Origin of the sequence: Nocardia sp. NPDC050630, from assembly GCF_044457245.1 — a bacterium.
In the GTDB taxonomy this organism is placed as follows: Bacteria; Actinomycetota; Actinomycetes; order Mycobacteriales; family Mycobacteriaceae; genus Nocardia.
This window is the reverse complement of the sequence record NZ_JBITGN010000001.1, coordinates 362,401-388,052: the sequence shown is the minus strand read 5'-3', so window position 1 is coordinate 388,052 and position 25,652 is coordinate 362,401. Positions and strand designations below refer to the sequence as shown.

Annotated in this window: 27 protein-coding genes; 15 read left to right on the top strand and 12 right to left on the bottom strand. The window is 66.9% G+C overall.

Going from position 1 to position 25,652, the window contains the following annotated elements; translation table 11 throughout:
• Nucleotides 1-11: 11 nt before the first annotated feature.
• On the bottom strand, nucleotides 12-875 hold the full coding sequence (locus ACIBG0_RS01570; RefSeq protein WP_397028237.1) for a mycofactocin-coupled SDR family oxidoreductase: 864 nt from the start codon (nucleotides 873-875) through the stop codon (nucleotides 12-14).
• Nucleotides 876-1,229: 354 nt separating this feature from the next.
• Here ACIBG0_RS01570 and ACIBG0_RS01565 point away from each other — a divergent pair, with 354 nt between their 5' ends.
• From ACIBG0_RS01565 to ACIBG0_RS01545, 5 genes are all read left to right on the top strand, one after another.
• Entirely contained in the window at nucleotides 1,230-2,378 is a 1,149-nt protein-coding gene (locus ACIBG0_RS01565; RefSeq protein WP_397028236.1) for an amidohydrolase family protein, read from the top strand.
• A 55-nt stretch (nucleotides 2,379-2,433) separates the two neighbouring features.
• Nucleotides 2,434-2,643, top strand: coding sequence for a hypothetical protein (locus ACIBG0_RS01560; RefSeq protein ID WP_397028235.1), 210 nt, complete (start codon nucleotides 2,434-2,436; stop codon nucleotides 2,641-2,643).
• Nucleotides 2,644-2,701: 58 nt separating this feature from the next.
• On the top strand, nucleotides 2,702-3,514 hold the full coding sequence (locus ACIBG0_RS01555; RefSeq protein ID WP_397028234.1) for a mycofactocin-coupled SDR family oxidoreductase: 813 nt from the start codon (nucleotides 2,702-2,704) through the stop codon (nucleotides 3,512-3,514).
• Nucleotides 3,515-3,641: 127 nt separating this feature from the next.
• On the top strand, nucleotides 3,642-3,773 hold the full coding sequence (locus ACIBG0_RS01550; RefSeq protein ID WP_397028232.1) for a hypothetical protein: 132 nt from the start codon (nucleotides 3,642-3,644) through the stop codon (nucleotides 3,771-3,773).
• Nucleotides 3,770-3,958, top strand: a complete 189-nt coding sequence (locus tag ACIBG0_RS01545; RefSeq protein ID WP_357465927.1) for a ferredoxin — start codon at nucleotides 3,770-3,772, stop codon at nucleotides 3,956-3,958. Before ACIBG0_RS01550 ends, ACIBG0_RS01545 begins: the two co-directional genes overlap by 4 nt.
• A 93-nt stretch (nucleotides 3,959-4,051) precedes the next feature.
• Here ACIBG0_RS01545 and ACIBG0_RS01540 read toward each other — a convergent pair whose 3' ends face one another.
• Entirely contained in the window at nucleotides 4,052-4,696 is a 645-nt protein-coding gene (locus ACIBG0_RS01540) for a LuxR C-terminal-related transcriptional regulator (RefSeq protein ID WP_397028230.1), read from the bottom strand.
• Nucleotides 4,684-5,853 (bottom strand): histidine kinase, encoded by a 1,170-nt coding sequence (locus ACIBG0_RS01535; RefSeq protein WP_397028228.1) that lies wholly within the window; start codon nucleotides 5,851-5,853, stop codon nucleotides 4,684-4,686. Before ACIBG0_RS01535 ends, ACIBG0_RS01540 begins: the two co-directional genes overlap by 13 nt.
• 167 nt (nucleotides 5,854-6,020) lie before the next feature.
• Here ACIBG0_RS01535 and ACIBG0_RS01530 point away from each other — a divergent pair, with 167 nt between their 5' ends.
• From ACIBG0_RS01530 to ACIBG0_RS01520, 3 genes are read left to right on the top strand one after another with little or no spacing between them, the layout of a single operon-like run.
• Entirely contained in the window at nucleotides 6,021-6,233 is a 213-nt protein-coding gene (locus tag ACIBG0_RS01530; RefSeq protein ID WP_397028227.1) for a hypothetical protein, read from the top strand.
• A 33-nt stretch (nucleotides 6,234-6,266) separates the two neighbouring features.
• Nucleotides 6,267-7,454 carry an NAD(P)/FAD-dependent oxidoreductase gene (locus ACIBG0_RS01525; protein WP_397028225.1) on the top strand — a complete coding sequence of 396 codons (1,188 nt, stop codon included), beginning with the start codon at nucleotides 6,267-6,269 and terminating at the stop codon, nucleotides 7,452-7,454.
• Nucleotides 7,455-7,487: 33 nt separating this feature from the next.
• Nucleotides 7,488-7,682: a ferredoxin gene (locus ACIBG0_RS01520; protein ID WP_397028224.1), complete on the top strand. Its 195-nt coding sequence runs from the start codon at nucleotides 7,488-7,490 to the stop codon at nucleotides 7,680-7,682.
• A gap of 121 nt (nucleotides 7,683-7,803) precedes the next feature.
• Here ACIBG0_RS01520 and ACIBG0_RS01515 read toward each other — a convergent pair whose 3' ends face one another.
• The 4 genes from ACIBG0_RS01515 to ACIBG0_RS01500 are packed head-to-tail and all read right to left on the bottom strand — an operon-like array spanning nucleotide 7,804 to nucleotide 11,958.
• The gene (locus tag ACIBG0_RS01515) at nucleotides 7,804-8,784 is read right to left on the bottom strand and encodes an NADPH:quinone oxidoreductase family protein (RefSeq protein ID WP_397028222.1); all 981 of its coding nucleotides are present in this window, start codon (nucleotides 8,782-8,784) and stop codon (nucleotides 7,804-7,806) included.
• Nucleotides 8,781-9,998: an acyl-CoA dehydrogenase family protein gene (locus tag ACIBG0_RS01510; protein ID WP_397028220.1), complete on the bottom strand. Its 1,218-nt coding sequence runs from the start codon at nucleotides 9,996-9,998 to the stop codon at nucleotides 8,781-8,783. The genes ACIBG0_RS01515 and ACIBG0_RS01510 overlap by 4 nt, the downstream gene beginning before the upstream one ends.
• A gap of 33 nt (nucleotides 9,999-10,031) precedes the next feature.
• Nucleotides 10,032-10,799 (bottom strand): SDR family NAD(P)-dependent oxidoreductase, encoded by a 768-nt coding sequence (locus tag ACIBG0_RS01505; RefSeq protein ID WP_397028218.1) that lies wholly within the window; start codon nucleotides 10,797-10,799, stop codon nucleotides 10,032-10,034.
• Between the two features lie 10 nt (nucleotides 10,800-10,809).
• A complete protein-coding gene (locus tag ACIBG0_RS01500) occupies nucleotides 10,810-11,958 on the bottom strand; it encodes an acyl-CoA dehydrogenase family protein (protein ID WP_397028216.1) in 1,149 nt (382 codons plus the stop codon).
• Between the two features lie 163 nt (nucleotides 11,959-12,121).
• On the opposite strand from ACIBG0_RS01500, the gene ACIBG0_RS01495 reads away from it, so the two are divergent.
• Genes ACIBG0_RS01495 through ACIBG0_RS01480 form a run of 4 tightly spaced genes read left to right on the top strand, consistent with a single transcriptional unit; the run spans nucleotide 12,122 to nucleotide 16,906 of the window.
• Nucleotides 12,122-12,886, top strand: coding sequence for a crotonase/enoyl-CoA hydratase family protein (locus ACIBG0_RS01495; RefSeq protein WP_397028214.1), 765 nt, complete (start codon nucleotides 12,122-12,124; stop codon nucleotides 12,884-12,886).
• The gene (locus ACIBG0_RS01490; protein ID WP_397028212.1) at nucleotides 12,886-14,070 is read left to right on the top strand and encodes a CaiB/BaiF CoA transferase family protein; all 1,185 of its coding nucleotides are present in this window, start codon (nucleotides 12,886-12,888) and stop codon (nucleotides 14,068-14,070) included. Before ACIBG0_RS01495 ends, ACIBG0_RS01490 begins: the two co-directional genes overlap by 1 nt.
• Before the next feature lie 11 nt (nucleotides 14,071-14,081).
• Nucleotides 14,082-15,227, top strand: a complete 1,146-nt coding sequence (locus ACIBG0_RS01485) for a thiolase family protein (protein ID WP_397028210.1) — start codon at nucleotides 14,082-14,084, stop codon at nucleotides 15,225-15,227.
• A gap of 20 nt (nucleotides 15,228-15,247) precedes the next feature.
• Complete coding sequence (locus tag ACIBG0_RS01480; RefSeq protein WP_397028209.1) at nucleotides 15,248-16,906, top strand: thiolase C-terminal domain-containing protein; 1,659 nt, start codon at nucleotides 15,248-15,250, stop codon at nucleotides 16,904-16,906.
• Nucleotides 16,907-16,931: 25 nt separating this feature from the next.
• Here ACIBG0_RS01480 and ACIBG0_RS01475 read toward each other — a convergent pair whose 3' ends face one another.
• Nucleotides 16,932-17,384: a hypothetical protein gene (locus ACIBG0_RS01475; RefSeq protein WP_397028207.1), complete on the bottom strand. Its 453-nt coding sequence runs from the start codon at nucleotides 17,382-17,384 to the stop codon at nucleotides 16,932-16,934.
• A 57-nt stretch (nucleotides 17,385-17,441) separates the two neighbouring features.
• Nucleotides 17,442-18,113, bottom strand: coding sequence for a TetR/AcrR family transcriptional regulator (locus ACIBG0_RS01470; protein WP_397028205.1), 672 nt, complete (start codon nucleotides 18,111-18,113; stop codon nucleotides 17,442-17,444).
• 108 nt (nucleotides 18,114-18,221) lie between these two features.
• Between ACIBG0_RS01470 and ACIBG0_RS01465 the strand changes: the two genes are divergently transcribed.
• Nucleotides 18,222-18,593, top strand: coding sequence for a DoxX family protein (locus ACIBG0_RS01465; protein ID WP_397028203.1), 372 nt, complete (start codon nucleotides 18,222-18,224; stop codon nucleotides 18,591-18,593).
• Between the two features lie 91 nt (nucleotides 18,594-18,684).
• On the opposite strand, the gene ACIBG0_RS01460 is transcribed toward ACIBG0_RS01465, so the two are convergent.
• The gene (locus ACIBG0_RS01460; protein WP_397028201.1) at nucleotides 18,685-19,884 is read right to left on the bottom strand and encodes an acyl-CoA dehydrogenase family protein; all 1,200 of its coding nucleotides are present in this window, start codon (nucleotides 19,882-19,884) and stop codon (nucleotides 18,685-18,687) included.
• 148 nt (nucleotides 19,885-20,032) lie between these two features.
• Here ACIBG0_RS01460 and ACIBG0_RS01455 point away from each other — a divergent pair, with 148 nt between their 5' ends.
• Entirely contained in the window at nucleotides 20,033-20,824 is a 792-nt protein-coding gene (locus ACIBG0_RS01455) for an SDR family NAD(P)-dependent oxidoreductase (protein ID WP_397028199.1), read from the top strand.
• Between the two features lie 229 nt (nucleotides 20,825-21,053).
• Entirely contained in the window at nucleotides 21,054-22,454 is a 1,401-nt protein-coding gene (locus ACIBG0_RS01450) for a FadR/GntR family transcriptional regulator (RefSeq protein WP_397030152.1), read from the top strand.
• A gap of 277 nt (nucleotides 22,455-22,731) precedes the next feature.
• On the opposite strand, the gene ACIBG0_RS01445 is transcribed toward ACIBG0_RS01450, so the two are convergent.
• A complete protein-coding gene (locus ACIBG0_RS01445) occupies nucleotides 22,732-23,985 on the bottom strand; it encodes a MaoC family dehydratase N-terminal domain-containing protein (protein ID WP_397028197.1) in 1,254 nt (417 codons plus the stop codon).
• A 22-nt stretch (nucleotides 23,986-24,007) separates the two neighbouring features.
• The gene (locus ACIBG0_RS01440; protein WP_397028196.1) at nucleotides 24,008-25,504 is read right to left on the bottom strand and encodes a class I adenylate-forming enzyme family protein; all 1,497 of its coding nucleotides are present in this window, start codon (nucleotides 25,502-25,504) and stop codon (nucleotides 24,008-24,010) included.
• Nucleotides 25,505-25,652: the final 148 nt, after the last annotated feature.

The following is a 25,652-nucleotide window of genomic DNA, read 5'->3' as shown; positions in this document are numbered from 1 at the left end:
CACCCACCTGGTCAGAAAGTCGGCAGTTGGGGGCGCTTCTTGACGTAACCACCGGCATCGACGCGCATCTGCATGCCGGTCACCCACCGGGATTCCTCGGAAATCAGAAAGAGCACGGCGTCGGCGATGTCCTCGGGTTCGACGTAGGGGTTACCCATGCCGGTGGTCGCGGGGAAGGAGACCAAGGCATCCTCGCGCGTCGGACTCTCCAGATCGGGCCGGAACGAGCGGTACATGAGTTCGTTATTGAGCATGTCGGTATTGACGTTCGTCGGGTGCACCGCATTGGCTCTGATCTGCCGGGATGCGAGCACAGTCGCGAGATCGTGGATGAAGGCGGCGACGGTGCGCTTGGCAAAGGAGTAACCGAGTCCGCCGGGACCGTTGGCGGGGTTGTCGACGCTCGCCGGAATCAGCGCGGCGAGCGATCCGGTCGCGACGATCGAGGCCCCCGCCTTCAAATGCGGCAGGGCGGCCTCGACGGCGTGGACGACGCCGTTGAAATCGACGGTGATGGCATCGATGAAGGCCAGCGCACTGTCCTGCGGACCCAACGGTGCGATACCGGCTTGTGCGACAACGCCATCGAGCCTGCCGAACTCGGCAACACCCTCGGCCACGGCGGCCTTCAATGCGGCCGGGTCGCGCACATCGGCCTTGCGGGCGACGATGCGCCGCCCGAGCTTGTCCACCTGGCGGGCGGTTTCGTCGAGATCGTCCTGACTCGCCAGCGCATAACCGTTGGTGGGGATGTTCTCGCACAGATCGACGGCGATGATGTCGGCACCCTCCTCCGCGAGCCGCAGCGCGTGTGCGCGCCCCTGACCGCGGGCGGCTCCGGTTATGAAGACGACTTTGTCCTGTACTCGACCCATCGTGGGTTTCCTTCCATCGACTCTCGCGGCGCGGCGGGACGCTCGAATGCGGGCGCGGATCCACTCCGGCGCTGCCGTGGACACGGCGCGGCCGCACGATCCCGGCGAGCTGGTGCCATGAGCATAGTGAGTTCGACTGTAAATGGGTAGACTGAATTTTGCTTGATTAGTTGATGGAGGCACAGTTTCCGCTGAGTGAGAAGTAATCAGGTGTACACAATAAGCGGAGTGATATAGAGTTTGCGTGCCAGCACACAGCTGGCTTCGGCTCTGCGCTGCGTATGTCGAGGGCGGAGCAAGCCCCATTTGCGGGACTGCTCCGGCGCGCCGCGATCTGGACGAGGGAGCACAACGATGCCATTGCAGCCATGGATGAAGCTGCTGTCGACCGATGACCACCTGATCGAGCCGCCACGGCTGTGGGTGGACCGGTTGCCCGCGAAGTACCGGGAGGCCGGTCCGCGGATCGTGGAGCAGGCTCGGGAGGGCTACGCCGCACCCGCGGAGGTGTGGACCTACGAGGGCCGCGTGTATCCCTACATCGGACTGAATGCCGTTGCGGGTAAGAATCCCGAGGAGTTCGGCACCGAGCCGACCCGCTACGACGAGATGATCCCGGGCTGCTATGACCCGAAGGCCAGGCTGCGCGATATGGACCTCGACGGTGTCTGGGGCGCGCTGTGCTTCCCCTCCTTCCCGCGCTTCGCGGGCACGGTATTCCTGGAGAGCCAGGACAAGGAACTCGCGCTGCTGTCCGTGCGGGCGTGGAACGACTTCGTGCTCGACGAGTGGTGCACGGCCGGTCCGGCCGACCGCCTGATCCCGCTGAGCATTCTGCCGCTGTGGGATGTGCGGGCCTGTGTCGCGGAGATCCACCGGGTCGCCGCCAAGGGCTCGAAGGCGATCTCCTTCCCGGAGAATCCGGCGCCGCTGGGGTTGCCGTCGTTCTACAGCGATTATTGGGACCCGATGTTCTCCGCGCTCGAGGAGACCGATATGCCGCTGTGCCTGCACTTCGGCACCTCGGGCAAACCGCCGAAGACCTCCGAGGAGGCCCCGTTCGCGGTGACCATCTCGCTGTTCGGCTGCAACTCCATGTTCGCCACCGCGGACCTGTTGTTCTCGCCGGTATTCCATCGGCACCCCAAGCTGAAGGTCGGTTTGTCCGAAGGCGGCATCGGCTGGATGCCGTATCTGCTGGAGCGCATGGACGGCACGTGGGAGCGGCATCGCTTCTACCAGAACATCAATCAGGACATTCGGCCCTCGGAGCTGTTCAAGAAGCACTTCCACGGCTGCTTCATCGATGACCGGTTCGGCATCGAGGTGCGCCACCACATCGGCGTCGAGCGCATCACCTGGGAATGCGATTACCCGCACTCCGACTCGTACTGGCCCAAGAGCCGTGCCTACGCGGCCGAGGTACTGGCCGAGGTACCGGACGACGAGGTGCACCAGATGGTCGAATTGAACACCCGTCGGCTCTACAACATCCCGGCATGAGCGATCGTGTCTGGAGGCGGGAGCACGGCCCCGAGCATGCCGCAGGAGGTACCGCATGAGCCGCAAGCCCGAGTCCGAGCGCTCCGACTGGACGGAACTGGATCTGCTGACCCGCGAGGAGGCCTACGGCCGCCTGCAGGAGGAGATCGGCGAGGTCGAGGCGCGGCTGCCCGAACTCGGTGCGGCCGACGCCGCCGAGCGTGGGTTGCTCGAAACCCGGCTGCGCGCGCTGCGCGAGGCAGCCGCCGATCTGCTCGGCCGCTGACCCATCACGTCGGTCAGCGGCACGGAAAGCACTGCACAACAAAGGAACTGAGGTTGGTATGGGGCGTGTAGAGGGCAAAGTCGCACTCATCACCGGAGCTGGGCGCGGCCAAGGCCGCTCGCATGCGGTGCGGCTGGCGGAAGAGGGGGCCGCCATCGTGATCACCGATGTCTGCCAGGAGATCAGCAAGGCGCTGCCCTATCCGCTGGCGACGAAGGAACAGCTCGAGGAGACCGCGAAGCTGGTCGAGGCCGTGGGCGGGCGGTGCGTCGTAGTCCAGGCCGACGTGCGCTCGCTCAGCGATATGCGGGGCGCGGTGGACGCGGCGACAGCCGAATTCGGTCACCTCGACACGATTGTCGCCAATGCCGGGGTGATGAGTTCCGGTAGTGCGTGGGAACTGTCCGAGGAGGCGTGGGACGTCGTCATGGACGTCAACCTCAAGGGTGTGTGGAATACCGTGCGCGCCGCGGTGCCCGGCATGATCGCCGCGGACGCGGGCGGCTCGATCATCATTACCAGCTCGGCCGCGGGTATCCGGGGCCATGTGCCCTACGCCCACTATGTGGCGAGCAAGCATGGTGTGGTCGGCCTGATGAAGGCGTTGTCCAATGAGCTTGCCAAACACCGGATTCGGGTGAACACCGTGCATCCCACCGGCGTCAGCGACACCGGCATCACGGTAGGCGTGCCGATGGAGGAACTGAAGGAACGCGAGCCACTGTTCGCGCTGGCCGCGATGAATACGCTGCACACCCACGTCGAGCCGCGGGATATCTCGAATGCCGTGCTGTTCCTCGCTTCCGACGAAGCGCGGTACGTGACGGGACTGCAATTCACCGTCGACGCGGGTTCGACCACCAAGCCATGAGCGAGCGAACAACCGACACAGCCACATTCGTGGTCGCGACGGAGCCGAGCGGCAGCGCGGCGCGGTCATGACTACGGTCCCGACGATCGGATTCCTGGGGCGACGGCGCGTCAGGTGGGGCGCGCCTATGCCGAGCCCGTCATCACGGCGGGAGCACGCGCCGACGGCGTTGTCGGTGACGGAACTGCTGACCATCGCCTACGCCGGGCCGATGAAGCTCGGCGAAATCTCTACTCTCGAGAACGGAGTTGTTCGATGAAGATCACGATCGACAGTTCGCTGTGTTCCGGACACGCCCGGTGCGCGGCCGCGGCCCCGGAGCTGTTCGAACTCGATGACGACGGCTACGCCCTGCCTTTCGAAGGCGAAGTGCCCGCGGATCTGGAGAATGCGGCGCGCGAGGGTGAGATGGCCTGTCCGGAGCGCGCGATCACCATCGAGTAACACCGTTCATCCCCCAACAGTCCGAACTCAACGCCTCGTCGAGAACCTGCCGCAGGTCTCTGGACGGGGCGCTCATGCTCGACCACCCCGCCGCTAGGCGTGATTGAGGTAGGCGAGCACCGCAAGCACCCGGCGATGTCCGCTATCTGTCGTCGGCAGCCCGAGTTTCTGGAAGACATTGCCGATGTGCTTGCTGACCGCGCGTTCGGTGACAACGAGCGTTTCCGCGATCGTGGCGTTGTCGTGCCCGGCCGCCATCAATTCGAGTACTTCGCGCTCCCGTGGCGTCAGCGAGTCCAGGGGTGAATTCCGGCGGCGGGTGAGCAGTTGACTCACCACCTCGGGGTCGAGCGCGGTGCCGCCGCCCGCGACCCGCTCCAGTGCCTCCAGGAATTCGTCGACCCGACCCACCCGATCCTTGAGCAGATAGCCGACCCCGCTGGCTCCGCCGCCGAGCAATTCGGCGGCATAGGACTCCTCGACGTACTGCGAGAGCACAAGCACCGGCAATCCAGGCAACTCCTTGCGTGCGGCCAGCGCCGCCCGCAGACCCTCGTCCCGGAAGGCCGGCGGCAGCCGAACATCGAGCACCGCGATATCCGGACGGTGAGTAAGCAATGCGGGCACAATCTCCGGTCCGCTGCCCACCACGGCAACGACCTCGTGTCCGGCCGAGGTCAACAATAGGACGAGTCCTTCCCGTAGCAGGGCGTTGTCCTCGGCCATCACCACGCGCACGGCAAATCCACCTCGATTTCGGTCGGACCCCCGACGGGGCTGGTCACAGTAAAGGTTCCATCGAGTGCGGCGACCCGACGTTGCATGCCGAGCACACCGGATCCCTCGAAACCGTTGCCCCGCAACATATCCTCGACTCCACCCTGACCCTCGTCACGCACGACCAAGCGTAATCCATTGGGTATCCGCATGATTCGCACATCGGCTCGCTCGGCCCCGCTGTGCTTGGCCGCATTGGTCAATGCCTCGGCGACGACGAAGTAAGCCGCCGCCTCCACCGCCGCCGGCGCGCGCGGTCCCCTCGACATCTCGTCCACGTCTACGGTGACATCCAGACCACTGTCGGCCGCGAGTGCCAGGATGGCGCCGGCGAGGCCGCGGTCGGTGAGGATCGGCGGGTGGATCACGCGCACGATGTGGCGCAATTCGGTCAACGCCTCCTCGGTGAGTTGCTGTGCCTCGTCGAGCAGTGCGCGCGCGTTCGCGGGATCGCGGTCCATCGCACGTTTCGCCAGACCGATCCGCATGGACAGCGATACCAGCCGCGCCTGCGTGCCATCGTGCAGATCACGTTCGATCCGACGCAATTCGGCGCCGTGTGCGGCGATCGCACTGGCACGGGTCTGCGTCAGCTCGTCGACCCGTGCCACGAGCCATGCCTTGGGCGGAGGTCGCAGCAGTGACCGTGACCAATGGGCATCCAGATCGGCGAGCCGACCGATCAACGGCAGTACCAACGCTTTTCGACCGAGCACACCGCACCACACACCGTCGACGGGCAACCCGATCAGCCACAGCGGTATCGCCAGATAGGCCAGGGCGCCGTAGAAGTAATAGGCCAGCATCCAGCGCAGGTCGGCGAGCGTCGTCGGGTCGCGCACGACCGCGCGCAGGCTCTGTCGCAGCGGGCCGCTGATCGGCGAATACGCCTCGGGGACGGTGCGGCCGGTCCAAGCCGCTACCTGGCGCCGCTTGCTGCCCGCGAACTGGCGCACCAACTGAACCGTCACCGGCACCATCCCGATGCCGACCAGCGACAGTGCACCGGCCAGCGTCAGCAACAGCATGGCAATGAACAGGTACGAGCCGAAGGCCAGCGCCGCGGCATTGGCCAGCTGCGCGGTTGCCCGCGCCGCCCCTCGCACCGTTTTACGCATGTGACCAGGCTATGCGACCCGATGCCCGCTGACGGTGTAGCGCGGTACCGCCGAGGGGTGTAGTCAGCTACACCCCGACTTCGGGACCGCACTCCCTCGTTGCGACGAGCCGGAGACGGAATCGTTTACGCCAGACGTTAACCGACTCCGATCTCGAAGGAATCGCCATGAAGTCCGTCCAGACGCTGCTCTCCGCGAAGCCAACCCTCTGGTTCCTGTTCCTGTTCAATCTCGCCATCGCGCTGGCGGTCGGCTTCGAACCGGTGGCCGAGGGCCTCGGGCTCGAGGGTGTTCAGCAGATCGTCATTTGCCTCGCCATGGCCCTGGTCTCGATGGGTGCCGGCGCCGCCCTGCTGCGCAGGCGCCTGCAGCTCGTCTGACCCGACCACCAGAGCTATGAAAGAGAGTCAGCCATGTATGTACCCGACAGCATAGTGGTGGTCGGCGCCGCCGCGGCCGGACTGTCCACCGCGGAAGCCTTGCTGCGCAATGGATATCAGGGCAGCATCACCATCCTCGGCGCCGAACCCGAACTGCCCTACGACCGGCCACCGCTGTCCAAGCAGATTCTGGCGGGCGCATGGGAACCCGAGAAGACCCAACTGCGCCCCACGACACATCTGGCCGCGATGCCGATCGATCTGGTCCTCGGCGAGACCGCGGTCGCCCTCGACCCGGTGAACCATATCGTGCACGCCGAATCCGGACTGGCCGTGCAGGCCGACGCCGTCGTGATCGCCACGGGGGTGCACGCACGCACACTGCCCGGCGCGGACGGCCTCGCCGGTGTACACGTGCTGCGTAATCTCGCGGACGCGGTCGCCCTGCGCGCGGATCTGCTGCGCGCCAATCGGCTCGTGGTGGTCGGCGAAGGCGTACTCGGCTCCGAAATCGCTGCCACCGCAAGGGCTATGGGCCTGGACGTCACCGTGGTCGGCCCGCTGTCGGCGCCGATGGCCGGACAGCTCGGCCCGGTGATCGCACCGCTGCTCGGCGATCTGCACACCGAACGGGGGGTGCGGTTGCGGCTCGGCACCGGAGTCGGCGGATTCATCAACGACGGCGACCGGGTCAGTGGCGTATTGCTGGACACCGGTGAGGAACTGCCCGCCGATGTCGTCGCGGTCGCGGTCGGCGCGGTCCCGGCGACCGAATGGCTGATCGACAGCGGACTGGCGCTGGACAACGGCGTGGTGTGCGACTCCTATTGCCGTGTGGCCGAGGGTGTTTACGCCGCGGGCGATGTCGCCCGCTGGTATGACGACCACGTGGGTGGCCTGATCCGGATGGAGAACCGCACCAACGCCACCGAACAGGCCGCCGTGGTTGCCGCCAATCTGCTCGGCGCCGAACAGCCCTACACCCCGATCCCCTACTTCTGGACCGATCAGTTCGATACCAAAATCCAGGTCCACGGCACCCTCCCGACCGGAGCGGAGGTCGAGATCGTGGACGGTTCCACCGACGCGCGCAGGTTCGTCGCCCGCTACACCCTCGACGGCCGAGTCACCGGCGTCGTCGGCTGGAACATGCCCAAGCAGACCCGCCTGCGCAGGCAGGAAATCGTCGACGCCCGGTCGGTCGCGACCAGTCGGGCCTGACAAACGCCGGCACTAACAAACAAGGAGCACCCCATGAAAGTCACCATCGACGAACACAAGTGCGTCGCCTGCGGCCAGTGCGTCGCCGTCGCCCCCGATGTCTTCGACCAGCGCGACGAGGACGGCATCGTCATCCTGCTCGACGCCAACCCGCCCGAGGACCTGGCCACCGATGTCCGGGAGGCCGCCGCGGTCTGCCCGGCACTGGTCATCACCATCCAGGAATAACCGTCCGCGAAAGGAAACCCGGCGATGAATGCGATCGCCGATATCGTGGAATCCCGCGCCGACGCCCGCCCGGCGTGACGGCTTTGCCGGTGCGGCACCACCACCACGGTGGTGCCGCCTCTCAGTTGGCGGTCATATCGAGGACGATCTTTCCGGTGGTACGGCGTTCGGCCACATCGGTCAACGCGGTAGTGATATCGGCGAGCGGATGGACCTGGGAGACGAGCGGACGCATCCCGTCGCGAACCATCGCGGCCAGCGCGCGATCACCCGATGCCACAGCATCTTTGGCGTACTGGCGCAACATCCGGATCTCGAAGCCCCGCACGGTCGCTTCTTTGAGCAGTACCAGATTCAGTGGAATGCAGGGAATCTTCCCGTCGGCGTACCCGACCGTGACGAACCGGCCACCGCGCCGCAGTCCGCGCAGCGCGGCCTCCGAGTAGTCGCCACCCACCGGATCGATCACCAGGTGAATACCTTCGCCGCCGGTGACTTCGCGCAACCGCTTCTTCAGATCCTCACGCACATAATCGATTCCGGCCTCGGCACCGAGCTTGCGCGCGACCAACAGCCGATCTTCGCTCGACGCGGCCGCGATGACGTGCAGCCCCAACCGGGTACCGACATCGACCGCGGCCGAGCCGACTCCGCCCGCCGCGCCGAGTACTACCGCCCACTCCCCCGCTTTCCCCTCGCCGATGGTGACCAGCGAGTGGTAGGCGGTGGCGTAGGTGACGTGGAACGCGGCGGCGTGCACCATATCGAGACCGTCCGGAATCGGGCGCAAACCCGTGGCGGGCACCACGATCTGTTCGGCGAACGCACCGGTCAGCGCGGCTCCGGCCACCGGCGAACCCACCGGCGGGCCGGTTACCCCTGACCCCAAAGCCATGACGACACCGGCGAATTCACTGCCCGGTGTGAAGGGCAGCGGTGCCGATACCTGATATCGGTTCGCGATGACCAGCACGTCCGGGTAGTTGACCGCTGCGGCATGCACCCGGATCAGCACTTCGCCGGGGCCGGGCTGGGGATCATCGAGCTCGACGACCGAGAGTCCAGCGGGCGCACCGTATTCGGTGCAGCGCGCCGCCCTCATCGGGTCCGCCCAACCGACGGCATCGCCGGATCGCGCGGCAGGCCGAGCACCTGTTCGGCGATCGTATTGCGTTGGATCTCAGCGGTTCCCGCACCGATCGTCGAAGCCCGGGTGCGCAGGAAGCCCCACACCCAGCGGCCGCGCTGGACCGCGTGCGGGTCGCGCCGACCGAGCACACCGTAGGCGCCGAGCATATCCACGGCGAATTCGTGCAGGTCCTGTTCGAAGGTCACGATGAACAATCGCGATGTCGATGACGCCGGCCCCGGCTCGCCCTTGGCCATGATGTCGGCGATCGTGCGCATGCCGGTCAGCCGCATGATCGACACCCGAATCTCGAAGTCCGCCAACCGATCACGCACCAGCGGATCCGCGGTCGCACCACGCTCACGCGCCAACTCGATCAGCTCGTCGAGTACGCGCCGGTACATAGCGGCCTGGTTCATCGCGCCGGCCGCGCGCTCATGCCCCAGGCTGGTGCGCACCAGCGGCCACCCGCCGTTCTCCGTGCCGATTCGGTTGGCGACCGGCACCCGCACATCGCTGAAGAAGATCTCGCAGAAGTGTGCGTCGCCAGTTAGATCACGCAGCGGTCGCACGTTCACGCCGGGTGCGTGCGCATCGATGAGCAGATAGCTGATCCCCTCCTGCCGCGATCCCGGCGGGCCGGTGCGGACCAGGGTGAAAATGATGTCGGCGATATCGGCCGCGCTGTTCCACACCTTCTGCCCGTTGACCACATACTCCGCGTCGGGATCGTCGGGACCGCCGCCGTCGAGCCGCGCCGAGGTGCGCAGCGCGGGCAGATCCGATCCGGCGCCCGGCTCGGAATACCCCTGCGCCCAAACCATATCGCCGCGCAGCATGGGAGCCAGGAAGCGCTGCTTCTGCTCGGCCGTGCCGTATTTGATGATCGTCGGTGCGGCGATGCCCAGACCGGTACCCAGCGGGCCCGGCACCCGCGCCCGCGCGTATTCCTCCTGGTAGATCACCTGGCGACCGAAGCTCAGGCCCATCCCACCGTATTCGCGCGGCCAGCTCGGACCGGCGTATCCGGCGTCGAAAAGCGTTGCCAGCCAGCCTTTCTGCCAGACCAGCCGCTCGGCCGGATCCTTGGGCCGACGACCGGGATGATGTTCGGTCAGGAACGCCCGCAGACGCGCCCGGAACTGCTCATCGGTCTCGACCTGCTCCTCGCTGAACGTGAGAGTCACCTGGCTCCTCCATGGTTGCGTTCGATGCGGCGCTCAGCGCGGGGCCATGCGGATGGCGCCGTCGAGCCGGATGGTCTGGCCGTTGAGGTAGGGGTTCTCCAACATCTCGATGGCGAGGCGGGCGTAGTCATCACCGTCACCGAGACGCTTGGGATGGGGCACGGTGGCGGCCAGGCTTTCGCGGATGTCCTCGCGCAGCCGGGCGAGCATGGGCGTGTCCATGATGCCCGGCGCGATGGTGTTCACCCGGATCTGCCAGCTGGCCAGATCCCGAGCCGCGACCAAGGTGATGCCGTGCACGCCCGCCTTGGACGCGGTGTAGGAGGTCTGTCCGATCTGGCCGTCGAATGCGGCGACCGATGCGGTGAGCACGATGGCGCCGCGGTCACCGTCGACGATGTCGTTCACCGCCATGCGGGCGGCGGCCAGGCGCAGCACGTTATAGGTGCCGATCAGGTTGATCCGCACGACCTCGGCGAAGGTCGCGAGGTCGCCCGGGGTGCGGTCGCGGTCGATGATCCGGACCCGGTCGCCGCCGCGGCCGGCGCAATGCACGACGAAACGCAGCGGACCGATCTTCTCGGCGGCATCGAGGGCGGCGGAGATCTCGGCCTCATCGGTCACATCCGCGCGAACGAACTGTGCCGCGTCGCCGAGTTCGGCGACGGCTTTGGCGCCCTGCTCCTCGGAGATGTCGGCGAGGACGACGCGGCCGCCGCGGTCGATGATCCGCCGCGCGGTGGCCAGACCGAGCCCGGAGGCGCCACCGGTGACCAGTGCCGAAGAACTGTCGATGTGCATACCAAACTCCTTATAAGCCAAGGGATTTACTGATGATGGTCTTCATGACCTCGCTGGTGCCGCCGTAGATGCGGCTCACCCGGGCGTCGGCGTAGAGCCGGGCGATCGGGGATTCGAGGATGTAGCCGTAGCCGCCGTGCAGTTGCAGGCAGCGGTCGACCACACGGCCCTGCATCTCGGTGCAGAACAGCTTGGTCTTGGCCGCGTCGACGGGACTCAACTCGCCGGCGACCAATGCCGCGATGGCCGCGTCGAGCATGGTCTGGGCGGCCTCGACCTCGGCGGCGATGGCCGCGAGTTCGAATTTGGTGTTCTGGAAGTGCGCGACCGGTTTACCGAATACGGTCCGGTCCCGGACGTAGGTGATGGTCATCTCCAGCGCGGCCCTGGCCTGCGCGACCGCGCCGACCGAGATGGCCAGCCGCTCCTGCGCCAGATTGCGGCCTAGGTAGGAGAATGCCTCACCTTCCGCGCCGAGCAGATTGGCGACGGGGACGCGCACATCGGCGAAGGACAGCTCGACGGTGTCCTGCACGGTGAGACCGAGTTTGTCGAGTTTGCGTCCGACGGTGAAGCCCGGCATCCCCTTCTGCACCACCAGCAGGGAAAGGCCTGCGCGGCGATTGTCCGGATCGGTGCTGGTCCGTGCGACGACGATGACCAGGTCGGCGTGGTAGCCACCGGTGATGAAGGTCTTGGCTCCGTTGAGCACATAGTGGTCGCCGTCGCGAACCGCCTTGGTCGCGACACCCGCCAGATCCGAACCGGTACCCGGTTCGCTCATGGCGATCGCAGTGTAGAGCTCCCCCGAGGCCAGTCCGGGGAACCAGCGAGACCGCTGGGCGTCGTCGGCCAAGCCCAGGAAGTACGGAACGACGATGTCGAGGTGGGTGCGCAGGCCACCGAGCGTCACGCCCGCCCGCGCGCACTCCTCCTGGAGCACCACGTTGTAGCGGTAGTCGTCCTGACCCCCGCCGCCGTATTCCTCCGCAATGGCAGTGCCGATAATGCCGAGCTTGCCCAGCGAGGTGAACAGTTCACGGGGCACCAGGCCCGCATCGCGCCACTGCTCGTACTCCGGGACCACCTCGCGGGCGAGGTAGTCGCGGACCAGGAGGCGGAAGTCCTCATGGTCCTGGGTGAACAGCGTCCGGCGCATCCGGTTACCTCCTCGTAGCGAGCGCGTCGCCATGGCCGCCAAGGGCCGCCGCGACGAATTCAGTATACGCATTCATTCGGAAAATTAGCCAAATTAAGTATACTGTTCTGAATCGAACGGCCCGAGAGCGGCGCCGATCGACGGCCAGTGCGAAGGAGAAGACGTGTCGGACGAAGTGCTTGTGGAGCGCCGCCGCGCGGTCCAGGTCATAACGATCAATCGCCCGACGGCGAAGAACGCGCTCAATGCCGGCGTCGCGGCCGGGGTGGCCGCCGCGGTCGACGAGCTCGACCAGTCGGACGAGTTATGGGCGGGCGTGCTCACCGGCGCCGGGGGGACGTTCTCGTCCGGTATGGATTTGAAGGCGTGGCTGCGCGGGGAGAGTCCCGCGATCGAAGGCCGCGGCCTGTGCGGGATCACGATGACGCCGCCGCGCAAACCGCTGATCGCGGCGGTCGAGGGTTGGGCCGTCGCCGGTGGCTTCGAACTGCTGCTGGCCTGCGATCTCGTGGTCGCGGCCCGCACCGCGCGCGTCGGTGTGCCCGAGGTGAAGCGGTCGCTGGTCGCACGTGGCGGCGCCGCGCTGCTGCTGCCGCGGCGGGTGCCGTTCGCGATCGCATTGGAGTTGCTGCTGACCGGTGATCCGATCGGCGCCGAGCGGGCGGCCGAGGTCGGCCTGGTCAACCGGCTCACCGAAGAGGGCGGCGCGCTCGAGGGCGCATTGGCGCTCGCCGAAACGATTACGGCGAACGGACCTTTGGCCGTCGCGGCGACCAAAGAGATCGCCCGTTCCAGCGCCGACTGGACCCTGGCGGAGGGCTGGGCCAAGCAGGTCGACATCGCACAGCCGGTGTTCTCCTCCGCCGACGCCGTCGAAGGCGCCACCGCCTTTGCGGAGAAGAGGGCACCGATCTGGAAAGGTCGCTGATGTCCGGCGGACCGTTGGCGGGCTGCCGGGTGGTCGAGCTCGGCGGCATCGGCCCCGGCCCGTTCGCCGGGATGTTCCTCGCCGATCTCGGGGCCGAGGTCGTCCGGGTGGATCGGCCGGAACGCGCCGATGAGCCGGACGCGAGCGGTCCGACCAATGTGACCGATCGCGGGAAGCGGTCGGTGGTGCTCGATCTCAAGCACCCGTCGGGCCCGGCCGCGCTGCTCGAGCTGATCGAGCGTGCCGATGTGTTGATCGAAGGATTTCGTCCCGGCGTCACCGAGCGTCTCGGTATCGGGCCGCACGAATGCCTGGCTCGCAACCCCCGGCTGGTGTACGGCCGGATGACCGGATGGGGTCAGGACGGCCCGCTGGCCGCCGCGGCCGGGCACGATATCGGTTATATCGCCCTCACGGGGGCGCTGAGTGCGATCGGATCAGCGGGCGGACCACCGCAGATCCCACTCAATCTGGTCGGTGATTTCGGAGGCGGCGGTTGCTATCTGGTGATCGGGGTGCTCGCCGCGCTGTATGCCGTCGAGCGAACCGGCCGCGGCCAAGTCGTCGATGCGGCGATCGTGGATGGCACCGCGCATCTGCTCGCGAGCACCTTCGCCAAACTCGCGCGCGGCGCGTGGACCGACGAGCGCGGGGTCAACCAACTCGATGGTGGTTGGCCGTTCTATTCCGTCTACGAGACCAAAGACGGTCGGCACATGGCCGTCGGTGCGCTGGAGGCGAAGTTCTACCGGCAGCTGATCGAACTGCTCGACCTCGATATCGATCCCGCACAACAGCACGACCGCTCGACCTGGCCGAAGCTGCGAAATATGTTGGCCGAACGATTCGCCGAGCGCACCCGCGACGAATGGGCCCGGTTGTTCGAGGGGACCGACGCCTGCGTCGCGCCCGTACTCGGTCTCACCGAGGCGGCGGCGCATCCGCATCTGGCCGCGCGCGGGAGTGTGATCACTCGAGACGGTGTGGTCCAACCCGCTGCGGCGCCGCGGTTTTCGGCCACCCCGGCACGACCAGGCGCTACCGCACCGACCATCGGCGCCGACACCCGCGCGGTATTCCAGGATTGGGGCATCGGCAGCGGCGACGAGCTCGTCCACAGCGGTGCCGCCAGGCAGGCAACCAACTCCACACCGGGTCGCCACCGTGCCGGCCCACAGGACTGAGGAGGTCCATCATGAGAGACGCCGTCATCGTCGATGCGGTCCGTACCCCGATCGGTAAACGCAACGGCGCCTTGGGGCCGGTGCACGCGGCCGATCTGTCCGCGAAGGTACTCAATGCGCTGGTGGAGCGCACGGGAATCGATCCCGCCATCGTGGACGATGTGGTCTGGGGCTGTGTTACCCAGATCGGCGACCAGTCGAGCAATATCGGGCGGTTCGCGGTACTCGCGGCCGGGTGGCCGGAACACGTGCCCGGTGTGACGATCAACCGGGCCTGTGGTTCCAGCCAGCAGGCCATCGACTCCGCGGCGCACGCCGTCATGGCCGGGCAATACGACCTCGTGGTCGCCGGTGGTGTGGAGACGATGACCCGGGTTCCGCTCGGCTCGCACCGGACCACGGGACAGCCTTACGGTCCCGCGGTGCTGGCCCGCTATGACAACTTCGAGTTCAACCAGGGCATCGGTGCCGAGTTGATGGTCGAACGGTGGGGCTTCACCCGAACCCAGCTCGACGAGTTCGCGGCGCGATCGCATGCCAAGGCGGCCGCGGCGATCGACGACGGTGTGTTCGACGACCACATCGTGCCGATCGAGGTCGACGGCACCGAATTCACCGTGGACGAAGGACTGCGCCGGGGCACCACGGCGGAGAAGTTGGCCGGGCTGAAGCCGTCGTTCAAGCCCGACGGCACGATCCACGCGGGCAATTCGTCCCAGATCGCCGACGGTGCGGCCGCGCTGCTCATCACGACCAGCGAACAGGCCCGCGAACTCGGGCTCACCCCGATCGCGCGCTACCACTCCGGCGCGGTGAGCGGCGCCGACCCGATCCTGATGCTGACCGGGCCTATCCCGGCGACGGAGAAGGTGCTGCGCAAGGCCGGACTGTCCATCGACGATATCGGTGCGTTCGAGGTCAACGAGGCCTTCGCGCCGGTGCCGCTGGCTTGGCTCGCCGAAACCGGCGCCGATGCCGAAAAGCTCAATCCACTCGGCGGCGCGATCGGTGTCGGCCACCCGCTGGGTGGTTCGGGTGCCATTCTGATGACGCGGCTGCTGGCCCAGCTGCGACGCGAGAACCTGCGGTACGGATTGCAGACCATGTGTGAGGGCGGCGGCACCGCCAACGCGACCATTATCGAACTGCTGCACTGAAATTCGAGGATTCCGACATCATGACTTCCGCCCCGGATCGTCCGCTTCCGCAAACGACACTCGCGAGTGCGGAGTTCTGGCGATCCGGTGCCGACGGCGTGCTCAGGATTTCGCACTGCGCCGACTGCGGGCGCTTCTTCCATCCGCCGATGCCGATATGCCCGACCTGCCGCGGGCGCGCGGTGTCGCTCGCACCGACTTCCGGGAAGGCGGTGGTCGTCGGGTTCAGCGTGAACCATCAGACCTGGTTGCCGCAGTTCCCGCCGCCGTATGTCGTTGCGGTCGTCGCGCTCGCCGAGGACGACCGGGCGCGACTGACCACCAATATCGTGGGGTGTGAGCCGGACGACGTGCACATTGGGATGCGGGTGCGTGTGCGTTTCGAACAGGTCGAGGATGTGTACCTTCCGCTGTTCGAGCCGGACCCGGAAACCGAAGCGGCCGAAGGGCCCGGGCCGCTGCCCGAGCCGCGCGAGGTACGAAATGCGCTGCGGCCCATGGCTTCCACACGCAAGTACGAGGACAAGGTCGCACTCACCGGAGTCGGGCAATCACAAGTGGGTCGACGGCTCATGGTCGACCCGATCTCGCTGACCGTCGACGCTTGCCTGGCCGCGGTGGCGGACGCCGGGCTCGACCTGAGCGAGATCGATGGACTGTCCACCTATCCGGGAGCGGTCCCCGGCGGGATGAGCGAAGGCGGCATCACCGCCCTGACCGAAGCATTGCAACTGACTCCGACCTGGGTCAACGGCGCACGCGAGGTGCCAGGGCAGATCGGCTCCATCACCGCCGCCATGCTCGCGGTCACGGCCGGGCTGTGTCGGCATGTGCTGTGCTTCCGCACGGTATGGGAGTCCTCGCACAGCGCGCTGCTGCGGTCGGGCGCATGGCATCCCGACGGCGGACGCGCGAGCGGGATGATGGAGTTCCGGGCCCCCTTCGGGGCCATGTCGGCCGCGCAGTGGATCGGCTGCAACGCCTCGCACTACATGCACCGGTACGGTGTCGGACGCGAAGGCCTCGGCGCCATCGCGGTCACCGCACGCGCGGGCGCGGTCCGCAATTCGGAGGCCCTCTACCGCGACCCGCTCACCATCGACGACTATTTCAATGCCCGCATGGTGACCACGCCCTTCGGGCTCTATGACTGCGATGTGCCATGCGACGGCGCGATCGCGGTCGTGGTCTCGGCGATCGAAACCGCCGACGACCGCCCGCACCCGCCGGTACTGGTCGAGGCCGTCGGCACCGCGATTCTGGAGCGGCTCAGCTGGGACCAGGACACCCTCACCCACACCCCACAGTCCCGCGGCCCGTCGGCCCACCTCTGGACCCGCACCGACCTGACCCCCGCCGACGTGGACGTCGCACTCCTCTACGACGGCTTCACCTTCAACGCCCTGTCCTGGATCGAGGGTCTCGGCTTCTGCGGCCCCGGCGAGGCAACCGATTTCATCGCAGGCGGCAAAGCCATCGCCCTCGACGGCGCCCTCCCCCTCAACCCGCACGGCGGACAGCTCTCCGCCGGTCGGCTACACGGGTACGGCTTCGTCCGCGAGGCGATGCTGCAACTGCGCGGTGATGCCCACGGCCGTCAGGTCGACGACGCACGAGTCGCGGTGGTAACCGCGGGAGGCGGTGTCCCTTCCGGGGCAATGCTTTTGAAACGGGCGTAGGCACCCGATCACCGCAGCGTCGAAGCTACGCCCGGTCCTCGTAGGCCTTCATCAGTTCGCGGCGCAGGATTTTGCCGCTGCGGAGACGAGGCACCGCCTCGAAGGAGATCAATGTGGGGCATTTGTAGTGGGCGAGGTTTTCGCGGCAGTAGGCGATCAGGGTTGCGGCGAACTCCGGGCCTGGGGTGGCTGGGGCGGCGGGTTGGACGACAGCGTGGACGCGTTGGCCGAATTCGGCGTCGGGGATGCCGATCACGGCCACGTCGTCTACTGCGGGGTGCAGAGTGAGTGCGTCCTCGATTTCTCGGGGGTAGATATTGACGCCGCCGGACAGGATCAGGTCGGTGCGGCGACCGGATAAGCAGAGGTAGCCCTCCTCGTCCACGTATCCGAGGTCGCCGAGGGTGTTCCAGCCTTTTTCATCGATTCCGATGTCCCGGTTCAGCTTCGAGTCACGTACTTGTCGCGACCTGAGCACAAGGCGACCGACCAGGTGAACCCGAGGCAGCCTGGTGATATTAGAGTATCCTGAATATTATCCAGGATCGGCAGGCCCGCCGTGGCGTCCTACCGGAACGCCGAGACGGGTGTCCAACGGCTTCGACGTGGTGAGTCGTTCGACCAGCCGCTGCCACCCGTCAGCCAATTGATGTCGCGCGGCGGCGGCATCCGCCGCGGTCGCGGTATGCAGATAGAGCAGGACGGGGGCTTCCAGGGCCGCGGTCAGCTGGATGGCGAGGACATCGGTGTCGGGAATGTCGACGCGCGCCTGGTTCAGCAGCATGCGGATATGAAATTGGGAGATGGTGGCCGCGCCGGCGGGGATGGGCTGGTTGGCGTCCAGGGATGCGCGGGCGATCGCGATGTGGTCGAACAGGAAATCCAGGCGGGCGCGGCCGAAGGCGATCAAGCGCTCGATCGGGTCGGCGCCGGGGCCCAGCGGCGGTGGGCCCGACAGCACTGATTGCTGGAAGGCTTTTTCGTCCTCGTCCATCAGCGCGTGGAAGATGCCCGCCCTGGTCCGGAATCGGCGGAATACCGTGCCCTTGCCGAGTCCGGCACGTTCGGCCAGTCCGTCCATGGTCACTTTTTCGACGCCGAGTTCGTCGACCAACTGCCGTGCGACATCCAGCAGACGTCGTCGATTGCGTGCGGCATCACCGCGTTCGTTGCGCGGCAGACCCAGGTGTAGGGCGGTCGGTTCCACGAGTTCCAAGGTACCGTCGGGAATGAAAGCGGGGTAAAGTCCGTTTTCGATTCTGTTCGCGTTCGCCCGCTCACCGCCTCCGGTCGAGCGATTGACTAGGAGTTCTCGATGAACGTCTTCCTCTGGATCCTGCAGGGCCTGCTGGCCGTGGTCTTGGTGGCCGCCGGCGCGACGAAACTGGCCCAGCCGCGTGAGAAACTCGCCGACAAGATGTCCTGGGTCGAAAGCTTCACCGATCAGCAGGTCAAGGCGATCGGCGCGGTCGAAGTGATCGGCGGGCTCGGCCTCGTGCTGCCCGCGCTCACCGGAATCGTCCCGATACTGACCCCGATCGCCGCGGTCGGTGCCGCGATCATCATGATCGGCGCCGCCCTGACGCATGCGCGCCGGAGCGAATGGGCCGAAATCGCGCCCAGCGTGGTGCTATTCGTACTCGCCGTCGTGATCGCATGGGGCCGCTTCGGTCCTTACTCGTTCTGATATGCCGCATGTGCGCGGCCGCCCGCGCCGGATGGCGAGCGGCCGTGTACTACCTATCGCGGCACCATCGCGCGCGGAACGACGACCGTCATCACCGGGATTCTCGGGGTAACCCCAGTCCCCGCTCCGCAACTTGGGTTCGCAGGATCTCGTTCGCGCCACCGGCGATGGTGTAGGCACGCGAATACAGGTGCGCGTCCTGCCACCAGCCCGCCGCCACCGCATCCGGGTCGGCCTCGGTCAGTAGCGCCTCGGTGCCCTGCAGCCGCATCCCGAATTCGACCAGGTCGTAATTGAGGTCGCTGAAGAAGATCTTGCCGATCGCAGCGTCGGCGGGCCGTTCGGTGTGGTGCAGCATCCGAGACTGGGCGAGACCGACCATTGCCGCGTTGACGTAGACCCGCGTGGCGAGCTCACCGATAGCCTGCCGCGTGGCCGAATCCTCGAGTGCGGGCATGCCGCCGACCGAGGTCGCCCCGGCCAGTCGCAGCAGATCGTCCAGCACGGCGAACAACTCCACTCCACGCGCGGCCACGCCGGAGCGCTCGTGGCCGAGGCTGCTCATCGCCACCCGCCAGCCGTCGTCCACCCGGCCGATCACATTCGCGACCGGAATCCGGACACCGTCGAGGAATACCTCGTTGAAGTCGGTGGTTCCGGTGATCTCGCGCAGCGGCCGGATGTCGACGCCCGGACTGCGCATATCGAGCGCAAATGCGGTGATGCCCTGATGTTTCGGCGCATCACGGTCGGTGCGCGCGAGCAGATATCCCATATCGGCGTGCTGGCCGTTGGTGGTCCAGACCTTCTGGCCGTCGATGACGAATACGGCGTCATCGCCTTCCCCCTCGAGCCGCGCGCGCGTCTGCAATGCCGCCAGATCACTGCCCGCACCGGGCTCACTGAACAACTGGCACCACACGTCTTCGCAGGTGCGGATGCGGGGCAGAAAGCGCGCACGCTGCTCATCGGTGCCGAATTCGACCACTGCGGCCGAGGCGAGCGCGGCCGCGCCGATGGGCTGCCAGGTGCGGGCGCGGGTGATCTCTTCGACGACGATGAACGGTTCGAGCGGATGCGCGTCGGGCCGACCGCCGTATTCGGCGGGCCAGTTGATGCCGAGGAAGCCCGCGTCGAACAGCTTGGCGGTCCACTCGCGGATCGCGGGCATGAGTTCGGGCTCGGGCGCGCGCACACCGGTGTGGGTCTTGATTCCGGGCGCGTGCTCGGCGACGAATGCCCGCACCTTCTTTCGGAACGCTTCGAGTTCCGGCGTGGACTCCAGCTGCATCGCTATCTACTCCTCATCGTCGCGCCACACGCCCCACTATGGGGCCACTCTAACCCACGGTTCAACCAGGGATTCGCGCCATTCTCCGCGATGCACCTTGATCACGCAGTAAAAAGAGTATACTTCGTTTTTAACGAAAGGATCTGCGATGCGCACGACCCCCGAGGACGAGCAGGTGGCGGCGGACCACCCGCTCACCGGCCGCCGCGCCGTGGTGACCGGTGCGGCCACCGGGATCGGCACCGCGGCCGTTGCCGCGTTCCTCGATGCCGGTGCCGATGTCGTCGGCCTCTTCCATCACACACCCCCGCCGGATGAGTTGAAGGGGCGCTGCGACTGGTTGTCCTGCGATGCGCGCGACCGCGCTTCCGTCGCCGCCGCCTTCGAATCGGCCACCGCGATCCTCGGCGGACTCGATATCCTGCTGAGCGCGGCGGGCCTCTGGCAGGCCAGCACCCCGGAGACGCTGACCGACGACGAGTTCGATTTCGTACTGGACGCCAACCTTCGGACCACAATCCTCACCAATCAGGCGGCGTTCGAGCGCATGCGCGACACGGGCGGTCGAATCATCAATCTCGGTTCGGGCGAAGCCATTCGCGGAAATCCGCTCGCGCCGCACTATGCGGCGGCCAAGGCTGGTGTGCAGGCATGGACCAGGTCCGCGGCGGCGGCATGGGGAAAGTTCGATGTCACGGTGAACGCACTCGCACCTGCGGTCGAGACGCCGGGCACCGAACGGTTTCGGGAGCATCTCGGCCCCGCGGGTTCGGCCGCGCTCGCCGAACGCCTGCGCGAGACCATCCCCCTGCGTGGTGAACTCGGTGATCCGTACGCCGACCTCGGGCCCGTTATGGTGTTCCTGGCCGGACCGGGGTCACGCTATATGACGGGCCAGTTGATCGCGGTCAGCGGTGGATTGCAGATGCTGGGCGCTTGATCCGGTGAGTGAGTGACAAACAGTGGCCCTAATCCCGTCATCCACCACTGCCCCCCGCACGTCGCACGCGCTTTTGGCCGATCGGCCAGTAGACTGAGGATCCGCAAAATCCGCATTGAGGAGTTGGCCCATAGTGACTGCCGTCGACGTCGAGCCCGCCGACAGTGAGCAGGAGTCCGACCTCACCACCGTCGAGACCGGCGCACCGGTCGGCAAACTCGCGGCCCAGATCGCCCATCGTATCGAGGCGGATGTCATGCGCCGCGGTTGGCCGGTCGGCGAATCCCTGGGATCCGAGGTGGACCTGCGCGAACGCTTCGGGGTCAGCCGAGCGGTGCTGCGCGAGGCGGTGCGGCTGGTCGAACATCATCAGGTCGCCAAGATGCGGCGCGGCCCCAATGGTGGCCTGTTCGTCTGCGCTCCCGATGCGGGGCCGGCGACGCGAGCCATGGTGATCTACCTCGAATACGTCGGCACCAGCGTGTCGGATCTACTGCAGGCCCGGCTGCTGCTCGAACCGATCGCGGCGGGGCTTGCCGCGGAGCGGATCACCGAGGACGGAATCGATACTCTGCGCACGGCACTCGAACACGAACTCCGCCACGCCGAGGCGCCTGAGGTTCAGTCGCAGGATCCGTTGCATCCGATGCTCGGTGCATTGTCCGGAAATCCGGTGCTGCATTTGTTCATCGATGTACTGACCCGCCTCACCGCACGATATGCGCATACCTCACGCCGGCTCTCGAAGGCCGAGATACTGAGCTCCAAAGAGACTTCACGTATCGCGCATCGGGCCATCATCGAGGCCGTCATCGATGGCGACGGCGCGCGAGCCCAGACAGATCTGACCGCACACCTGGAGTCGGTGGCCGCCTGGATCGAAAAGCATCGGGTGCGTCGCGGGCAGCGGGTCGCGGGCAATGTAATCGAACCCGAAATGGTCGAGGGGCCAAGGGCAAAGCTGGCCGAGGTGGTCGCCGCCAGGATTCATGACGATATCGCCGCGCGCGGCTGGCAGGTCGGCATGGTGCTCGGCTCGGAGACCGATATGCTCGCCCGCTACGAGATCAGCCGTGCGGTGCTGCGCGAGGCCGTCCGACTGCTCGAATACCACGCGGTCGCCCAGATGCGCCGCGGGCCGGGCGGTGGACTGGTCGTCACCGAACCCGAACCGCAAGCCAGTATCGACACGATGGCGCTGTTCCTGGAATACGAGGGCGTCACCGCAGACGATCTGCGAATCGTCCGCAATGCCATCGAACTCGGCATCGTGGCGCGGGTGACCGCGCGCTACGCCGACGGCGACAACGAAGTGGCGCAACGTCTTTCGGCAGCGGTCCGGTGGCCGACCGAGGGTCCGGCCGACGACCCGCGCAAGGCCGACCTCTTCCACACCGAATTGGCCGATTTGGCTGGCAATCCGGTACTTTCGCTGTTCCTGTCGATCATCACCGAACTTTTCCGTCGCCACGCGGCCGGACACGATCAGCCGCTCCCCGGCGACACCGCCGCCGAGGAAGTCGAACACGTACACCAACTCATCCTCGACGCGATCATCCAGGGCGATGCCGGAATCGCCCGGCACCGCATGCGCCGCCACCTCGACGCCCTCGCCCCCTGGTGGCACTGACCCTCCCCGCCACACCGCGGTGTCAGGCCGCCACCTCGTCGTGATGTGATGGTGCAGCGCACGGATTCGCGCCGCGCACGATCTCGCCGGGCAAACTCGCGCGTGTCACGCCAGAACATGCGCGGCATGGCACCGAACTCGTCCGTGCCACTGGGTGCTTCGGCGATCGGGAGCGCTGCCGTGTAGCCGCTGACGGCCTCGGACAAGCTGTACCGTGTCTCACTGTGTGCGGCCGTCAATAGATCTGCGGGAGCGCGTCCCGGTCGCCGGGGGGAGGTCAGCCGGTGACGCTGAACCGGGCCAGTTCGTGGGACACCATGCCGTCCAGATCAGGGGCGGGGGGCGTGGGGAGTTCGACGGAGTGATCTCGCGTCGGGAGCAGCACTACGGCGGTGCCGGGGGTGGTGATCTCACCTCGCTGGTTCTCGCAGCGCACCTCCAGGTGAATCTCGTTGCGCCCGTCGGCCTGTCGCTTGTCGACGACGGTGCCGCGCACCCAGGTGGTGTCGCCGATGTAATTGAATTTGCGGTGCTCGCAGCGCAGTTTCCACAGCCAGCCCTCGTCGCCGATCCAGTCGGTGAGCAGATGACACAGCCACGTCTCGCGCATGCCGCCGTAGTCATAGGAGTTCGGCAGGCCGAGCTCCTGTGCCCGCGCCGGCTCCCAGTGCAGGCGCTGCACCGTATCCGGAATGTTCAACCCGTTGGCCGGGTACAGCCCCGGAGCCTTGCGCCGGATATTCGCGGCGATCTTGAATGCGCCCGGCGGGGTGAGCTGCATACCCCAGCCCAGATGCCAGACGACCACATCGGTGGTGGTCAGCGGCCCCTTCACCTTGGGTTGCACCACCTCGCCGATCGCCACGTCCTCCCAGTAGCGTGGTTCGCCGCCGCGCCTGGTCTCGGCCGCGTACGCCGCGTCGATCTCGGCGAGTTGCGCTGACGTATAAGGGGTTTGCTCCAGCTTCTCCTTGGCCCGCTTACTCGAGGTGTGCCGCTCGGCATTGATCCAGGTACCGCGCCGCACGGCGTGCATCTCACCGGATCCGTTGGTGTACAGGTAATCCTGGGTGACGTGCGCGGTGCGGCCACCGAAGCTGCTGCGCTTGGGCTGCACGCCAACCTGTGTCTGCAGTACCCGGCTGCGGTCACCCAGGCGCAGCGGCTGCCACCACTCGAATTCCATTACGGCCTGATAGGAGCCCAGTCCGGCGAAGGGGTCGCCCTTCAGCAGTGCCTTGGTCTCGGCGTCCGGCTTCGGTGCGGCATCCTCGCCCATCGTGTACAGGAAGGTGGGTGGCGCGATGAGCGAACCCCAGCGGGTGCGTTGCGCGTATTCCGGGTCGCAGTACAGCGGATTGTCGTCGCCGTAGCCGAATGCGAAGTGGCGCACACCATCCCAGGTCACCTGGTAGTTGTGCGGCGGATTGCGCTGCGGATTCGGTATGCCGAGGCGGCGGCGGGACCGCTCGATCGCCTGGTCGGTCAGCACGCCGAACCGCTCGGCGGACTTGTCCTCGGTGCTCGTCACAGATCCTCCTCGATCCTTACGGTCAGGCCGTCGTGCGTTCGGCGAGTCGGGCTCGCACGATATCCAGCAGTTCCACACGGCTCACCTTGCTCGACGGTGTACGCGGCAATTCGTCGAGCACGACGATGTGCGCGGGCACCTCGTAGGGCATCAGCTGAGTACGGCAGAGCGCGACGAGTTCGGCGACCGCGGGCGGCGTGCGTCCGGGTTCGATCTCGACGGCCGCCACCGGCACCGCGCCGAGCCGCGCATCCGGCAGTCCGGCCACCGCCGCCTCCCGCACCGCGTCGTGCGCTTCGAGTACACGTTGGACCGTCTGCGGCTGCACCTTGAAGCCGCCGCGAATAATGGCGTCATCGGCGCGACCCTCGATCCAGAGGAACCCGTCCTCGTCGATCCGGGCCAGATCACTGGTGCGCACCCACACCGCGGCGCCCTGTGCGGTCTGCTCGGTGCGGACCTCGAGCCGTCCGGTCTTCCCGGTCGGCAGTTCGATGCCGTTCTCGTCGGTCACGCGCAGCTCGACGCCGTCCAAGGCGCGCCCGGTACTGCCGACCTTGCGGTCCCACCACTGCTCGTGCATCGGCAGCGTCCATCCGGCGACGGCACCGGCGAATTCGGTTGCGCCGTAGGTCATCAGGACGCGCGGACCGTATTTCTGAAAGAACGCGTCGGCGAGTTCGGGCGGACAGGGCGCGGTGCCGGAGGTAACCACCTGCAGACTCGCCAACCGCTGCTTCGGCACGTCTGCCTCCAGCACGGTGCGCAGGGCCGCGGGCACCAGACTCACCGCCCGCAACTGGTGGCGTTCCACCGCGTGCAGCCAGGGCTCCAGAGCGAATTTGGACATGAGGATCATGCGACGCCCGGTGGCAAGACAGGCCAGCGCCCGCCACAGCCCGCCGATATGCACCAGCGGCGCGGATACGAGTGCCGCCGATCGTGTCAGCAGCCGACCCTGCTTCGGCGTCTGTCCACCCGAAACGAGGGCGTGGTCGAGCTGTCCGACGCGTAGGTGCACCCGCTTCGGTGGACCGGTCGTGCCGGAGGTGAGCATTTCGACGGCGACGCCGGGATTGGTCGGGGTGTCAGGGGCGGTGGTACCACCCGCCGGACGCAGCGCACCGTCGGTGCCGAGTTCCATGGCGAGACCGTGCGCGGTCACCGCGGCGAGTACGCCCGCACGCGCGAGAGCTTCGGACCCGGCGATAACGATCGGGAGCTCGCAGCGGGCGATATCGGCCGCGAGCCGGGCGGCGGGCTGCAGCGGGCTGAGCATCACCACGCAGCGCCCGGAGGCGATCACCGCGGCGACCACCGCCACATGTTCGGGCCGGTTCTCCAGCACCACACCGACGCGGGCATCTGCGTGCAGTCCTGCGGAATCGAGCACACTATCGACGGCTCGCGCGGTCTGTTGGACCATGCCCCAGGTCCACCAGCGCTCCTCGTGCTCGATCGCCTCGGCATCGGCGGGCGCCTCGGCCAGCAACAGGGATAGCCGGTCGCGAATTCCCATGTGATCAGCCTTTCGGAAGGCCGAGCACCTGCTCGGCGAGAACGTCGGTCGGGGTGTTCGACTCCGCGCGAGAGCGCCGCATCGGGCCGACGCTCGGACCACTCCGTCTGCGCGGAGATCGAGTCCACGAGCTCACCACTCGAATAAG

Bases quoted from the DNA above. Each gene is read 5' to 3' on its own strand.
- ACIBG0_RS01570 (WP_397028237.1), bottom strand. From the start codon at position 875: ATGGGTCGAGTACAGGACAAAGTCGTCTTCATAACCGGAGCCGCCCGC.
- ACIBG0_RS01565 (WP_397028236.1), top strand. From the start codon at position 1,230: ATGCCATTGCAGCCATGGATGAAGCTGCTGTCGACCGATGACCACCTG.
- ACIBG0_RS01560 (WP_397028235.1), top strand. From the start codon at position 2,434: ATGAGCCGCAAGCCCGAGTCCGAGCGCTCCGACTGGACGGAACTGGAT.
- ACIBG0_RS01555 (WP_397028234.1), top strand. From the start codon at position 2,702: ATGGGGCGTGTAGAGGGCAAAGTCGCACTCATCACCGGAGCTGGGCGC.
- ACIBG0_RS01550 (WP_397028232.1), top strand. From the start codon at position 3,642: ATGCCGAGCCCGTCATCACGGCGGGAGCACGCGCCGACGGCGTTGTCG.
- ACIBG0_RS01545 (WP_357465927.1), top strand. From the start codon at position 3,770: ATGAAGATCACGATCGACAGTTCGCTGTGTTCCGGACACGCCCGGTGC.
- ACIBG0_RS01535 (WP_397028228.1), bottom strand. From the start codon at position 5,853: ATGCGTAAAACGGTGCGAGGGGCGGCGCGGGCAACCGCGCAGCTGGCC.
- ACIBG0_RS01530 (WP_397028227.1), top strand. From the start codon at position 6,021: ATGAAGTCCGTCCAGACGCTGCTCTCCGCGAAGCCAACCCTCTGGTTC.
- ACIBG0_RS01525 (WP_397028225.1), top strand. From the start codon at position 6,267: ATGTATGTACCCGACAGCATAGTGGTGGTCGGCGCCGCCGCGGCCGGA.
- ACIBG0_RS01520 (WP_397028224.1), top strand. From the start codon at position 7,488: ATGAAAGTCACCATCGACGAACACAAGTGCGTCGCCTGCGGCCAGTGC.
- ACIBG0_RS01515 (WP_397028222.1), bottom strand. From the start codon at position 8,784: ATGAGGGCGGCGCGCTGCACCGAATACGGTGCGCCCGCTGGACTCTCG.
- ACIBG0_RS01505 (WP_397028218.1), bottom strand. From the start codon at position 10,799: ATGCACATCGACAGTTCTTCGGCACTGGTCACCGGTGGCGCCTCCGGG.
- ACIBG0_RS01500 (WP_397028216.1), bottom strand. From the start codon at position 11,958: ATGCGCCGGACGCTGTTCACCCAGGACCATGAGGACTTCCGCCTCCTG.
- ACIBG0_RS01490 (WP_397028212.1), top strand. From the start codon at position 12,886: ATGTCCGGCGGACCGTTGGCGGGCTGCCGGGTGGTCGAGCTCGGCGGC.
- ACIBG0_RS01485 (WP_397028210.1), top strand. From the start codon at position 14,082: ATGAGAGACGCCGTCATCGTCGATGCGGTCCGTACCCCGATCGGTAAA.
- ACIBG0_RS01480 (WP_397028209.1), top strand. From the start codon at position 15,248: ATGACTTCCGCCCCGGATCGTCCGCTTCCGCAAACGACACTCGCGAGT.
- ACIBG0_RS01465 (WP_397028203.1), top strand. From the start codon at position 18,222: ATGAACGTCTTCCTCTGGATCCTGCAGGGCCTGCTGGCCGTGGTCTTG.
- ACIBG0_RS01460 (WP_397028201.1), bottom strand. From the start codon at position 19,884: ATGCAGCTGGAGTCCACGCCGGAACTCGAAGCGTTCCGAAAGAAGGTG.
- ACIBG0_RS01455 (WP_397028199.1), top strand. From the start codon at position 20,033: ATGCGCACGACCCCCGAGGACGAGCAGGTGGCGGCGGACCACCCGCTC.
- ACIBG0_RS01440 (WP_397028196.1), bottom strand. From the start codon at position 25,504: ATGGGAATTCGCGACCGGCTATCCCTGTTGCTGGCCGAGGCGCCCGCC.